General features: G+C 70.1%; 11 protein-coding genes. 1 reads left to right on the forward strand and 10 read right to left on the reverse strand.

Going from position 1 to position 13,613, the window contains the following annotated elements:
• Positions 1-133 precede the first annotated feature (133 nt).
• The 3 genes from rplL to AMS65_RS11470 form a co-directional block, all read right to left on the reverse strand.
• Positions 134-517 (reverse strand): 50S ribosomal protein L7/L12, encoded by a 384-nt coding sequence (gene rplL / locus AMS65_RS11460; RefSeq protein ID WP_053384312.1) that lies wholly within the window; start codon positions 515-517, stop codon positions 134-136.
• 81 nt (positions 518-598) lie between these two features.
• Positions 599-1,108 (reverse strand): 50S ribosomal protein L10, encoded by a 510-nt coding sequence (gene rplJ, locus AMS65_RS11465; protein ID WP_053384313.1) that lies wholly within the window; start codon positions 1,106-1,108, stop codon positions 599-601.
• A 443-nt stretch (positions 1,109-1,551) separates the two neighbouring features.
• Positions 1,552-2,274, reverse strand: a complete 723-nt coding sequence (locus AMS65_RS11470; protein ID WP_053384314.1) for a response regulator transcription factor — start codon at positions 2,272-2,274, stop codon at positions 1,552-1,554.
• Positions 2,275-2,833: 559 nt separating this feature from the next.
• Here AMS65_RS11470 and AMS65_RS11475 point away from each other — a divergent pair.
• Entirely contained in the window at positions 2,834-3,364 is a 531-nt protein-coding gene (locus AMS65_RS11475; RefSeq protein WP_083451671.1) for a YqaJ viral recombinase family protein, read from the forward strand.
• A 208-nt stretch (positions 3,365-3,572) separates the two neighbouring features.
• On the opposite strand, the gene AMS65_RS11480 is transcribed toward AMS65_RS11475, so the two are convergent.
• The 7 genes from AMS65_RS11480 to AMS65_RS11510 form a co-directional block, all read right to left on the reverse strand.
• Positions 3,573-4,208: a PH domain-containing protein gene (locus tag AMS65_RS11480; protein ID WP_075200968.1), complete on the reverse strand. Its 636-nt coding sequence runs from the start codon at positions 4,206-4,208 to the stop codon at positions 3,573-3,575.
• A gap of 4 nt (positions 4,209-4,212) precedes the next feature.
• Complete coding sequence (locus AMS65_RS11485) at positions 4,213-5,904, reverse strand: flotillin family protein (RefSeq protein WP_053384316.1); 1,692 nt, start codon at positions 5,902-5,904, stop codon at positions 4,213-4,215.
• 11 nt (positions 5,905-5,915) lie between these two features.
• Complete coding sequence (locus tag AMS65_RS11490; RefSeq protein WP_053384317.1) at positions 5,916-6,554, reverse strand: NfeD family protein; 639 nt, start codon at positions 6,552-6,554, stop codon at positions 5,916-5,918.
• A 71-nt stretch (positions 6,555-6,625) separates the two neighbouring features.
• The gene (locus AMS65_RS11495) at positions 6,626-9,244 is read right to left on the reverse strand and encodes an ABC transporter ATP-binding protein/permease (protein ID WP_053384318.1); all 2,619 of its coding nucleotides are present in this window, start codon (positions 9,242-9,244) and stop codon (positions 6,626-6,628) included.
• Positions 9,241-10,356: an ABC transporter permease gene (locus AMS65_RS11500; RefSeq protein ID WP_241489424.1), complete on the reverse strand. Its 1,116-nt coding sequence runs from the start codon at positions 10,354-10,356 to the stop codon at positions 9,241-9,243. Before AMS65_RS11500 ends, AMS65_RS11495 begins: the two co-directional genes overlap by 4 nt.
• A gap of 152 nt (positions 10,357-10,508) precedes the next feature.
• Positions 10,509-12,089 (reverse strand): ABC transporter substrate-binding protein, encoded by a 1,581-nt coding sequence (locus AMS65_RS11505; RefSeq protein ID WP_053384319.1) that lies wholly within the window; start codon positions 12,087-12,089, stop codon positions 10,509-10,511.
• Between the two features lie 185 nt (positions 12,090-12,274).
• Entirely contained in the window at positions 12,275-13,474 is a 1,200-nt protein-coding gene (locus tag AMS65_RS11510; protein ID WP_053384320.1) for an amidohydrolase family protein, read from the reverse strand.
• Positions 13,475-13,613: the final 139 nt, after the last annotated feature.

Genomic DNA, 13,613 nt, shown 5'->3' on the forward strand with positions numbered 1-13,613 from the left:
TTTAATGAACCGGCGACCCACGAGAACTACACTAGATCCGCCTGCGGCAGCGTAGAATGGTTAAAAGAGACAGCCCGAAAACGAAAAAAGGCGGGACCCCCCGAAGGTAAACCCGCCTCTTCAGCGAAGAACCTTAGACGAGCTTGACGCCCGCGCCGGCCTCCTCGAGCTTGGTCTTGGCCTCCTCGGCGGCCTCCTTCTTCGCACCCTCGAGCACGTTCTTGGGAGCCTCCTCGACGAGAGCCTTCGCCTCGCCCAGGCCCAGGCCGGTCAGCTCGCGCACGACCTTGATGACCTGGATCTTCTTGTCGCCGGCCGACTCGAGGACGACGTCGAACTCGTCCTTCTCCTCGACGGCCTCAGCGGCGCCACCGGCGGCCGGGGCAGCAGCGACGGCCACGGGAGCGGCAGCCGAAACGTCGAAGGTCTCCTCGAAGGCCTTCACGAACTCGGAGAGCTCGATGAGGGTGAGCTCCTTGAACTGCTCGAGCAGCTCTTCGGTCGAAAGCTTAGCCATTGTGTTTCTCCTTGATGTCTGCCCGCGCGCATGCGCACGACAGGCGGGTCTTATTGATACCGAACCGGCGAGAGCCGATCCTTACGCGTCCTGCTTCTCCTGCAGCGCGCCGAAGCCGCGTGCGGCCTTGGCGGGCAGAGCGTTGAACAGCTGCGCAGCGCCGACCAGAGCGGCCTGCATGGCGCCTGCGGCCTTGGCCAGCAGCACCTCGCGGCTCTCCAGATCGGCAAGCTTGCCTACCTCAGCAGCGGTCAGGGCGTTGCCATCGAAGTAGCCCGCCTTCACCACCAGAAGAGGGTTTGCCTTGGCGAAGTCACGCAGAGCCTTGGCGACCGCGACGGTGTCACCGTGCACGAAGGCGAGTGCCGAAGGACCGGCGAGCTCGTCATCGAAAGCAGTGATCCCGGCGTTGTTGGCCGCAATCTTGGTCAGCGTGTTCTTCGACACGGCGTACGTCGCGTGCTCGCGGATGCTGTTGCGGAGATCCCGCAGCTGAGCAACCGTGAGACCGCGGTACTCAGTCAGCAGAACGGCAGTCGACTCTTCAAACTTCTGCTGAAGATCGGCAACCGTAGCGTCCTTCGTAGCCATGGCGCTCCCTAGCTTGTCGTACCCGCGCGGCGGATGCCGCTCGGGGGCCGCGCCGCTCGAAACTCTCTCGAAACGAGAAAAAGCTCCGGCGCGCACGCACGGAGCTTCAGTGAGTTCGAGATCGGGATCCACCCCTCAAGGAGTTCTGCACCTGCGCTGGTCTCTGCTTTCGCAGACGTTCCGGGATCCTCGCGGATCCGTACCGGCGGTCTTTGGCCGAGGGAAACTCTACCACACTTTCGCGCGGCACGTCCCCGGCGAGCGGGAAGTGGATCGGCACGCCTTGCGATCCGGCGACTGCGGCTTCGCCGCGGTCGCTGCCAGACCCAGCCACGCAAGGCTTAGCCGATCCACTCCCCACTCGCCTCATACTGAAAGTCCCGCGCGAGCTCTCATAGAGGATTTCCTGAGAGGGAACGGGGGCAGGTCTCTCGAAGAAGCTTCTAGTTGGCGGGCTTGAGCATGTAGCCCGCGCCGCGCACGGTGTGGAGCATGGGTTCGCGGCCGCTGTCGATCTTCTTGCGCAGGTACGAGATGTAGAGCTCGACCACCGTGGACTTGCCGCTGAAGTCGTACGCCCAGACGCGATCGAGGATCTGCGCCTTCGACAGCACCCGGTTCGGGTTGCGCATGAGATAGCGCAGCAGCTCGAACTCGGTATTGGTCACCGTGATCGGCTCGCCGCCGCGCTCCACGTCGTAGCTGTCCTCGTTGAGGGTGAGATCGCCCACCCGCAGCACCGGGTCGGGCTGCTGCGCGAGCGTCAGCTGCGAACGGCGCACCAGTCCACGGAGGCGCGCGATCAGCTCCTCGAGGCTGAAGGGCTTGACCACGTAGTCGTCACCACCGGCGGTGAGTCCGTTGACCCGATCCTCGACGGAATCGAGCGCCGTGAGGAACAGCACCGGGAACATCTCCCCCGCGCTGCGCAGCCGCGCCAGCAGCTGCATGCCGTCGAAATCGGGAAGCATGATGTCGAGCACCGCGACATCGGGTTCGAACGACTTGATCTTGTCGAGCGCCTCCTGGCCGGTCGACGCGGTGTCGACCTCCCACCCCTCGTACCGGAGTGCCATTGCGACCAACTGCGTGATCGACTCCTCGTCATCGACCACCAGTGCGCGGATCTTGCCGCCGTCTACGCGCTTCAAAGCCTGCGAATCCATAACCGGATGCTCCTTCTCCGGGCTCAGTCCGTGCACGAGAAGTCAACCGTGCCCGGGCCCCCCTAGCCCATTGGGTCCTCTCCGCAAGATCGTTCCTGCGGAAACGATGCGGATTTCTCTCGCCGCCGAGCCTATCGCCTCGTTTCGGTGCGCCCCACCGCAGTTTTCACCTATCTCAGAGCCCATCCTGTGAACCAAACCGGAGCACCCACACACTATTCATGGCAGATCCGCGGAACCATGCGGTTCACACATCCTCACTCGCTCGAATCACACCGGGAATCTCTTCATCGACTCCCAGGAAACTCACTGTTCGATTCCTTTGAGAAGGATCCGCCACCCGTCGGACACCATGCAGATTTCCGCTCCATCCAGGACATTTCTCATCAGGTGTCGCCTCAATCCAGCGTGCGCGAAACCCCGACGGCGACGCGCGGGACCTCCGTCGACGACGCGCGCGCCGCAGTCGTCGAGGCGCCCGTGAGCATGGGAGACTGATGGGGTGTCCGACCCGATCCCGAGCTATCTGAGCCGCGTGGTGACCGACGGTACCGACCGCATGGCGTGGATGCGCGCCCGCGCGCGCGGGATCACCGCCACCGACGTCGCCAAGCTCTCGACATCGCGCTCCATCGAATCCGCTGCTCACGAGAAGCTGCACGGCAGCCGCTTCACGGGCAACGCGTACACGGAGCACGGCAAGGCGCGCGAGCCCGAGATCGCGGCGTGGGTGATGCGGGAGCACGGGATCGCCCCCAGCCAGGCGCTCTTCCACGCCGAGTCCGATCTGCGGCACCTCGCCACCCCCGACGGCCTCGCCCAGCGCACCGGCGGCACGATAGAACTCGCCGAGATCAAGACCACCAACAAAGAGTGGCGCTCGATCCCCCGCAACTATCTGCGGCAGGTCTGGTGGCAGCAGTACGTGCTCGGTGCCGAGCGCACGCTCATGGTGTGGGAGCGGCACGAGAACTTCGTGCCGGTCGGGGAGCCCGAGTACCGCTGGGTGGATCGCGACGAGAACGAGATCGAGCGTCTCGTGAAGCTCGCGAGCCAGCTCATCGACGTGCTCATCGCCCGCACCAGCTGAGGTACTCACCAGCCGAAGCCCGTGGGCGCCGAGGCACCCGGATGAGCGGCGACTCGCACGCTCCGCCTGCGCTCGGCAGCAGACGCTCCGAGAACCCGCGTCTCTCGGCCGTCTGCTGTCAAACCGAGCCTGGCAGTGGAACGCGGCAGGGCAACTTCGGCTGTGAGACCGGCCCACGGTCACGACCTCTGACGAAGCCGCAATCCGGCTAGAAGAAGCCGCGTTCCGGCTCGGGGTCCCGCCCATCGTTCAGCCCGCCCGGGTCGGGCGGCGCGCCCTGCGCTGCCCCGGGCATCGCCCCCGAGAGGTGCTGCTGCACCCGCGTCGCGTGCTCGTAGTTGCGCTCCATGAGCTCGTGCAGCGCGTCGGCCACCACCGCCACGCCGGGCACGTCTTCGAGACGCAGGCTCTCGGCGCCGTGCAGCACGTCGATGTCTCCGGCGCCCCGCAGGCGCTGCAGCACGCTGCGCCTGGTCTTCACCTCGCGCACCCTGCCGAGCGCGACCTCCGAGCGCTGATGCACGAACAGTCCGCGGCGCACGATCACGCGGCGCGTGGTGACCGTGGTGCGGTGCGCCAGCCAGGCGAGCACCGGCAGCACTCCGAGCACCAGGCCCACCAGCGCGGCGGCCACGCCCGCGAGCAGGTTCATCCAGAACTCCGGCAGGGCGCCCACCCAGTATCCGGCCACGGCGGCCAGAGCGATCAGCACGCACACCGGCAGCACGAGCCTTCGCCCGTGCCGCCGGAATCGGAGCACCACCGCCTCAGGCTGCGTGTAGCTCGCCGGCGCGGGACCGAGGATCGAGTCGACCTCGGCTGTCACCGATCGGGGTTTGGACATGCCCCTATTCTGCCTGGTTCGGCCGCGACGACTCGCCGATGCCGTTCAGTCCCTCGGCAGCCCGCGATGCGGCGCGCTGTGCGGCTTCGCTCGCCGCGTTCGCGGCGGTTCCCGCAGCATCCGCCGCATCGCTCGCCGCGCGCGAGGCGGTCTCGGCCAGATCCTGAGCGGCGCCGGAGGCCTCTTCCGCGGAGTACCGCGCCGCCTCGGCACGACTCTCCGCACCGCGGCTCTCCACCCCACGACTCTCAGCATCGCGGCTCTCCGCACCGCGGACCCGGCTCTGCGCGCTGGACGCCGCGCGCCCCGCGGCCGCACCCGTCACGCCACCGGTCACGGCGCCGTTCAGCATGCCGACCAGGTCGACGCCCACCGTGTCCTTGGCCATCTCGAGCAGGCCCTTGATGTTGCCCATCGCCTCGCCCGCGACCTTCGAGGTACCGTCGGCCGACACGACCGTCATGTTGTCGATCGCGCCGATCGCCTGCGCGTACTCGCTCGCGATCTCGGGCAGCAGGTGGATGAGCTCCTGCGCGAGCACCGCCTGCGACTGGGTTTCGAGCGCGCGGGCACGGGCGTCGATCGCGGTCGCCTCGGCGCGGCCCTTCGCCTCGAGGGCGGCGGCCTCGGCGCGACCCTCGGCCTCGAGCGCCTCGGACGCGGCGATACGAGCGGCGCGGTTCGCGACGCCCTCGCGCTCGACCGCCTTCGCACGGCCCTCCGCGGCCGATACCGCAGCAGCGGCCTCGGCCTTGGCGAGCGCCTCGACCCGGTAGGCCTCGGCTTCGGCGACCGCGCGCACATCGGCGTTGAGCTTCTCGGTGCGCAGCGCGACTTCCTTCTGCGCGGTGATCTGCTGCTGCTCGACGATCGCCTGCTGCTGGATCGCCTGCTCGAGCGGTTCGGCGGCCGTGGCCTGCGCGGTGGCCTTGTCGGTCTCCACCTGCACGGCGGCCTGACGCAGCTTCAGCTCGCGATTGCGGTCGACGAGCACCTGCTCGGCGGCGATCTTCGCCTCCTGCGAGGCCTGGTAGGCGTTGGTCTCGGCGATGTCGGCCTGCTGGCGCACCTTCGCCGCCTCCGGGCGGCCGATGTTCGCGATGTAGTCTGCGCCGTCGCGGATCTCCTGGATCTGCAGCGTATCGACCACGAGGCCCTGCTTGGTGAGCGCCTCTTCGGCCGCCTCGAGCACGCTCTGCGCGACGACGGCACGATCCCGGATGATCTGCAGCACCGTCAGGCCGCCGATGATGGAGCGCAGCGAGCCCGACAGCACCTCCTGCGTCGACTCGTCGATCTCGTCGGAGTTCGAGAGGAATCGCTGGGCGGCCGCGCGGATCATCTCCTGGGTGCCGCCGACCTTGACCACGGCGACCGCCTGCGCCTGGATCGTGATGCCGTCGGTGGTCTGCGCCTCGGTGGTGATGGTGAGTCGGCGCGAACGGAGCGAGATGGTGAACGACTTCTGCACGAAGGGCAACACGAAGACGCCGCCTCCCGTGACGACCTTCTGGCCCGAGAGGTCGCGCGACCTCTGACCCGAGGCGTCGACCACCTCTTTGCCCTTGCCACCCGTGACGATGATCGCCTCGTCGGGCTTGGCGATGCGGTAGCGCTTGATGATGACGAGCGCGACGAGCACCAGCGCGATGACCGCGCCGAAGATCCCGACGATCGCCGGACTTGCGAACAACATTCAGTCTCCGTTCATTCGGATGTTGGGTCGTGGTCGGATCGCTCCGCGGGATCCGATGGTTCTGACGGCTGCTGCGGCTCCGGGGCTGCAGCGGGCGCGATCGGTTCAGCGGGCTCGAGCGGTTCGACGCGCACCGAGGTCGAGGTGACGATCTGGATCACGCGCACCGCGGTGCCGCGCGGAATGGGCTCCGCGGCGGTCGCGGAGAGCGAGATGCGCTCGCCGTGGCGGGTGAGCGCGACCTCGCCGAGACCGCCCTGCGGGATCGCGAGAACCACCGACCCCTGAGAACCCACGAGGTCGTCACCGCTGACGGCCGTGGTCGACTCCGCGTTGCGGATGAGCCGCGAGAGCCACCACGCGGCGGCCCCGCCCACGACTCCCGCGAGCGCGCCCACGATCGCCGCGACCGGCGTCGACATCCCAGCGCCCACGCTCGCGAACGAGGTGAAGCCGAAGATCGCGGTGAACGCGGCGATCGTGGTGAGGCTGAGCGGCCCGTCGCCGAAGTCGAACGCGTCGAAGATGCCGTCGAGCAGCAGCGAGATGAGCAGCAGCACCCCGCCGACGATGCCGATGATCAGGAAGATCCCGCCGGCGAAGAGCGAACCGTCGAGCAGACGCTCGATCCAGGTGAAGATGCCGTCCATCGGTTTCCCCCTCTCGGTTCGATCGTGTACTGCTGAGGGTATCAAGCACGCCCGACGCGCACGCAACCGTTCTATAGCCGGGGCACCGCTCCGAGCAGCTCGCGTCCGTAGTTCGTGCGCGGAGCGGTGAAGAAGGCGGGGCCGCCGGCCTCGACCACGCCGCCTTCTCGCATCACGAGTACGGCGTCGCACACCTCGTGCACCACCGCGAGATCGTGCGACACGAACACGAGCGTCACCCCCGGATCCCGCCGCAGCCCCTGCAGCAGTTCGATGACGCTGGCCTGCACCGAGACGTCGAGCGCGCTCGTCGGCTCGTCCGCCACGATCACGCGCGGCTCCACCGCGAGCGCCCGCGCGAGCGCGATCCGCTGCCGCTGCCCGCCCGACAGCTGGTGGGGATACGCGCGGGCGAGGGCGGGATCGAGCCGCACCAGTTCGAGCAGCTCGGCGATCCGCGCGCGCACCCGATCCCGCGGCACGATGCGATGCACCCGCAGCAGCTCTCCGAGCGTCTGCTCGACGGTCATGCGGGGATCGAGCGAGGAGTAGGGATCCTGCGGCACGAGCTGGATCGCGCGCGCCTGCGCCGGCGAGCGGCGGGCCGGAAGCGGCGAGCCGTCGAGCCGGATCTCGCCCGCGGCGGCCCGCACCTGTCCCACGACGGCACGGGCGAGTGTGGTCTTGCCCGACCCCGACTCCCCCACGATGCCGAGGGAACCGCCGCGCGCCACCGCGAACGACACCCCCGTCACCGCCGTGAAGCCGCCGTAGCGCACCTCGGCCTCGCGCACCTCGAGCACGGGCGGCTCGGGATCCGGCACCGCTGCGGATCGCGCGTCCGCAGCGGCGAGTGAGCGCGAATGGTCCGCCGGAGCCCCCAGGTCGAACCATTCGCGCTCACTCGGCGCGCTGGGTGCCGCAGCAGAAGCAGAAGCAGAATCCGGAGCAGAATCGGGATCCGGAGCAGGATCCGGCAGCCTCGGAACAGCCTCCAGCAGGGAGCGGGTGTAGGCGTCGCGCGGATCCCGGATCACCTGCTGGGTCCGCCCCGATTCCACCTCGCGCCCCTCGCGCATCACCAGCACCCGATCGCACATCGAGGCGACCACCGCGAGGTCGTGGCTCACGAACACGAGCGTGAGCCCGCGCTTGCGCCGCAACCCGTCGAGCAGTCGGAGCACCTGGCGCTGCACGGTCACGTCGAGCGCCGTGGTGGGCTCGTCGCACAGCAGCACAGCGGGATCCCCGGCGAGCGCCATCGCGATCACCACCCGCTGCCGCTGCCCGCCCGACAGCTGATGGGGGTACGACCGCGCGATGCGCTCGGGATCGGGCAGTTCGACCTGCTCCAGCAGCTCCCGCACCCGTGCACTCGCGCGACCGCGCGATCCGGATCCCGCGGCGCCTCCCGCCTCGACGGCCTCGCGCAGCTGCACCCCCACGCGCGTGAGCGGGTCGAGCGCCGTGAGCGGGTCCTGGAACACCATGCCGACCGACCCGCCGACCGCGATCGCGCCGTCGACCACGCGGGTGCCCACTGGCATCATGCCGAGCAGAGCTCGCAGGGTGAGGCTCTTGCCGGAGCCCGACTCCCCCACGATGCCGAGCGCCGCGCCCGGCGCCACCTCGAAGCCGAGGCCGTCGACGAGCGGGGCCCCCGAGCCCGCGCCCCCACCCGGACGACCACCGTCAGCGGCACCCGCATCCACGCGCAGCCCGCGCACCCGCACCTCGCCGCGCGCGAGTCCGTCCCGATCCCGGCGCCCCGAAGCGGGAGTCGCGAATTGCCGCATCGAGCGCGGCGATGCGGCAATTCGCGACTCCCGCTTCGCGGATGATGGGCCCCGGATCGCGGATCCTCGTGCGGCATTCCCCACCCGCAGCGCGTCGCCGACGCCGTCGCCCAGCAGCGAGAGCGCGATCCCGGTCAGCACCACCGCGAACCCCGGGAACGCCGCCAGCCACCACTGCGTCGTGACGAACTGCTGCGCGTCGGCGATCATGGTGCCCCAGTCGGGCGTGGGCGGCTGGATACCGAGCCCCAGATACCCGAGCGTGACGATCGCCACCATGATGAGCACGATCTCGGTGGCGAGCAGCACGACCGCCTGCGGCAGCACGTTGGGCAGCAGGTGCCGCAGCAGCACCCGCGCGTGCGACAGCCCGCCGCCGCGCGCCGCCTGCACCCAGCCGGCCTCGCGCAGCGAGGCGGTCATCGCCCGCAGCACCCGCGCGTATCCGACCCAGCCGACCAGCGCGAAGGCGAGGATGATGCCGGTCTCGCCGGCGCCGACCGCGAACACGATGGCGATCACGATCACGTAGAAGGGGAACGCGATGACGGTGTCGGTGATGCGCGACGCCGCCCGGTCGACCACGCCGCCGAAGTAGCCCGAGACGAGGCCGACGGTCACGCCGATCACGAACGGGGCGAGGGAGGCGAGGATCGCGATGCGCAGATCGGTCCGCGCCGCGAAGAGCAGGCGCGAGAGCACGTCGCGTCCCAGCTGGTCGGTGCCGAGCCAGTGCTCGGGAGACGGCGGCAGCAGGCCGCCCGTGAGGTTCTGCGCGCTCGGCGAGTACGGCGCGAGCACGGGGGCGAGGATCGCGGCCGCGAGGATCAGGGAGAACAGGATCGCTCCGCCGACGAAGGCGGGCGAACGGAGGGCGCGGCGCCAGAAGCTCATCGGGCGCTCCCGCCGCCGGCCCGCCGCGCCTGCCGATCGCGCGCCGTCGCGGGCGCGGGTGGTGTCGACTCCGCGCCGCTCCGCAGGGCCGGCGAGCCGAGCGCGGAGTCCGGGGAGAGCGGCCGACGGGGATCCGAGGCCACGGGCTCGTCCCCCACCCGCAGCCGCGGGTCGAGCGCCGCCGCCAGCACCCCGGCCAGCGTCGTGACGATCACCACGAGCACGGCGCAGTACAGCGCCACGCCCTGCACCACCGGGAAGTCGCGGCTGCCGATCGACTGGAAGAGCAGCGTGCCCAGACCTCCGATCCCGAACACCTTCTCGACCACCAGCGTTCCGCCGATGAGATAGGCGGTGTTCACGCTCAGCAGCGTGAGCGCCGGCAGCGCCGCTCCCCGCACCACGTGCCGCCACAGGATGCGCCGCTCGGGGATGCGCGCGGCGCGCAGGGTCGTCACGAAGTCGGCCGACAGCACCTCGATCAGCTGGGCGCGCAGCGAGCGGATCAGCGGCGGCGCCATGCCGAGCGCCACGGCCAGCGAGGGCAGGAAGAGACTGCGCAGCGGCTCGCCCGGACCCGATCCCACGCCCCCGACCGGGAACCAGCGCAGCTGCACCGCGAACACGATGATGAGCAGCAGACCGATCCAGAACAGCGGCATGCCCATGCCGACGGTGGGCAGGATCCGCACGACGTGGTCAGCCCAGCCGTCCTTGCGCAGCGCCGCGGCGAGCGCGAGCGGCACCGCGATGCACACCGCGAGCAGCACGGCGAACACGACGATGCCGAGGCTCACCGGGGCCTTGGCCAGGATCAGCTCGCGCGTCGACTGGCCCGTGACGAGCGAATCGCCCGTGTCGAGGCGGGTGACGAGCTGCACGAGGAAGTCGGTGAACTGCCGCCACAGCGGCTGATCGAGCCCGAGCTGCTTGCGGAGCGCCGCGATGGATTCGGGGGTGGCGCGCTCGCCGAGGATCATGGCCGCCGGATCGCCCGGCACCATGCGCAGCAGGAAGAACACGGCGATCACCACGCCGAGCATCACGGGGACCACGCGGGCGAGGATCCGCCCCGTGGCCCTCGCCGCTCGCCGCACCGCTCTACCCGTCACGAGTTCACCCTACTTGCGCCCCTCAAGGACGGGGAGAGACGGGGAGCGGGCGACCGAATCGTGTCGCCTTTGCAGCTGAGCGATATGCGATTCATGCATATCGCGAAGATGCAACGAGCGATGGGATTCGGTCGCCCGCTTCCCGTCGAGGACTACTCCGCCGCCAACCAGGTGTCCTGGAAGCGCACGCTCGAGTTCGGCAGCACCGTGAAGCCGTGCACGCGGTCGGTGGTGGCCTTGAGGTTCGCCGGGAAGAACAGCGGGATGTAGGGCACCTCGTCGGCGAGGATCTGCTGGATCTCGTGGTAGACGGCCTCGCGGTCGTCGCCGTTCGGGGTGGTGCGACCCTGGTGCATCAGCTCGGTGACGCGGTCGTCGGTGAAGTGCGTCCAGTACGACTTGCTGAAGCCTTCCGGGTCGGCCTGGAAGGTGATGAAGCCGTTGGGGTCCGGAGCATCTGACTGCCCGCTGTTGAGCATGAAGTCGAAGTCGTAGGCGAAGAAGCGCTCGCGGAACACGGCGATGTCGAGGGACTCGATCTCCACCTCGATGTCGATCTGCGCGAGGGACTCCTGGAGGATCTGGGCGATCTGCGCGCGCTGGGCGTTGCCGCTCGCGACGAGCAGGGTAACCGCGAACCCGTCGGGGTGCTCCGACTGCGCGAGCTCGGCCTTCGCGGCCTCGACGTCGAAGTCGAGCGCCTCGACCTCGTCGTTCGCCGAGTAGGTGATGCTCGGCGGGAGCAGCGCGTTCGCGACCTCAGCGGTGTCGAACGTGGTGGCCGCGGCGATCCCCTCGCGATCGAGTGCGTGCGCGATGGCGCGGCGCACGTGGCGATCGGCGAACTGCTCTCGCTGCGTGTTGAAGAACACCTGCTCGGTCGACCATCCCTCGGTCCGCGACAGCACGGTGCTCGCGTCCGCGTCGACCTCGGCGGCGTTGGCCGCGGGGACGGTGTCGATCGCATCGAGCTGACCGGCGGCGAGCTGCTGCCGCAGCTGGGTGTCGTCGGCGACGAACTTGTAGACGAGGCCGTCGAGGTAGGGCTTACCCTCCTGCCAGTAGTGCTCGTTCTTCACGAAGGAGATGTCGCCGTTCGGGTCCCACTCGTCGACGACGAAGGGCCCGGTGCCGACGGGGTTCTGGAAGAACTCCTCCTCGTCGACGCCCCCGAAGTCGGCGGGGAAGATGCCGTTCGAGAAGCCGGACAGCTCGGAGAGGAAGGGGGTGTACGGCGCGTCGAGGGTGATCGTGACCTCTCGCTCGCCCGTCGCCTCGAGGCTCGCGATGGGCGCGGTGAGCGGCAGCGGGCCGCCGACCTCGATGTGACGGTTGAGGGAGAACACCACGTCGTCGGGGGCCACCTCGGTGCCGTCGGAGAACTGCAGCCCCTCGCGCAGTGTGAAGGTGTAGACGAGGCCGTCGTCGCTCTCGTCGTGCTCGGCGAGCCAGGGCCCGATCTCGCCGTTCTCGTCGAAGGCGACGAGCGGTTCGAAGATCTTGTCGATCGCGAAGGCGTTGTTGGCGGTGATCTGCTGATTGAGGTCGAGGTTGTTCACCGCCGCGACGCGGCCGAAGGCGAGGGTGCCTCCGACGACCGGTTCGCCGGAGGTGGCGCCCGGATCCGCGTCGTCCCCGCTCCCGCCCGCGCAGGCGCTGAGGACGAGGGCTGCGGAGAGCGCGGCGGCGGCGAGGGCGAGGCGGCGCGGCCTCGATGCGATCGACTTTCTCACGGTGTTCTTCCTTGCGTCGCGGGTGTCTCGGCGCGTGGCACCCCGCACGCCAAGTGGTCTACCTCTCTACGGTAACTGCACCTCGATCACTGGACCACTTTGCTGCGCCGCCGTGGAACCACGACGGCGGCGTCCCCGCCGGGGGACCCCGGAGCATGGCCCGGTGGGCACGCCGCCCGTCGAGATCAGCGCACGGGATCGATCCAACGCCCGCCGAGGAGCACCGCGAGGACGGATTCCGGATCGCTCAGCGCACCCGGCTCCCGGGGGTCGCGCCGCAGGATCACGGCGTCGGCGAGCGCGCCCTCCGCGATCGCGCCGGCGGGCGATTCTCCGGGGTCCTCCGAGCCCGCGACTCGCGCGAGCAGCTCTGCGCCCGTGCGCGTCGCGGCGAGCAGCGCCTCCTGCGGCGTGAGGCCGGCCTCGACCAGCGCGTCGAACTCGAGCCGGCCCGTGCCGTGCTGCTCCGCGGTGCCGTAGTCCGTGCCGAGCGCGATCGCGAGCCCCGCGTCACGGGCGCGCTGCACCGCGAGCGGGTGCACTGCCACAGCCTCTTCCACGCGAGCCCGGAAGGCCGCGGGCAGCGATCCCGCATCGATCATGCGCCGCACGAGCCGGTAGATGCGCAGCGTCGGCACGAGCGTCATGCCCCGCACTGCGGCGCTGCGCGCCTGCGCATCGGTGAGGAAGATCCCGTGCTCCAGGCTCAGCGCTCCGGCCTCGATCGCGTGGTCGACGGCCCTGCCGCCCCAGGCGTGCACCATCACCCCGGCGCCGACCCGCTCGGCCCGCCGCACGGCGTCGCGCTGCTCGGCCGCCGAGAACAGGGGGTCCAGCCCCGTCCCGGCCGGCGCCGCCACCCCGGCGGTCGCGACCAGCTTCACCCACCGGGCCCCCGCCTCGAGCACCCGCTCCACCGCGCGGTCCAGGCCGCCGGCCGCGTCGGCCGCCGACCGGTCGATCAGACGCACCGCGAGCTGGGCGCGGGGGCGCTCCGCGGGCGGGATCGCCGCGAACTGCTCGGCGTCGAGCCCGCCCGCATCGCGCACGCTCGTGAAGCCGGAGGCCAGCGTGCGGCGCAGCGCGGCCGCGACGAGCCCCCGGGTGCGATCCGCGCCGAGACGCGCGCGGTCCTCGGCCTCGAAGGCCTGCCAGCCCGCGTGCAGGTGCGCGTCGACGAGCCCGGGGATCATCCAGAGACCCGAACCGTCCAGCTCGCCGGCGCGATCCCCGGCGCGAGCGCCGCGGCGATCCCCGCCGCGATCACCGCCGCCGAGCGCGAAGCGCCCGTCCGCCCAGCTCACCCGAGCGGGCGATCCGAAGTCGCCGCGCGCGTCGAGGATCCGGATCCCGCGCGCCGCCGTCGGGTGCTGCTCACCGGTCATACCCACACCCTATGCCCGACCGACTCCGAGGCGATCCTCCGGGACGGTCCTTCCCGAGGAAGCGCCGCCGACGTCGAACGCGGAGTCCCGAATGGCTGCCTCACGCCGAGCGAGGCAGCCATTCGGGACTCCGCATTGC

It is taken from the genome of Leucobacter celer subsp. astrifaciens (genome assembly GCF_001273835.1).
Lineage (GTDB): Bacteria > Actinomycetota > Actinomycetes > Actinomycetales > Microbacteriaceae > Leucobacter > Leucobacter celer.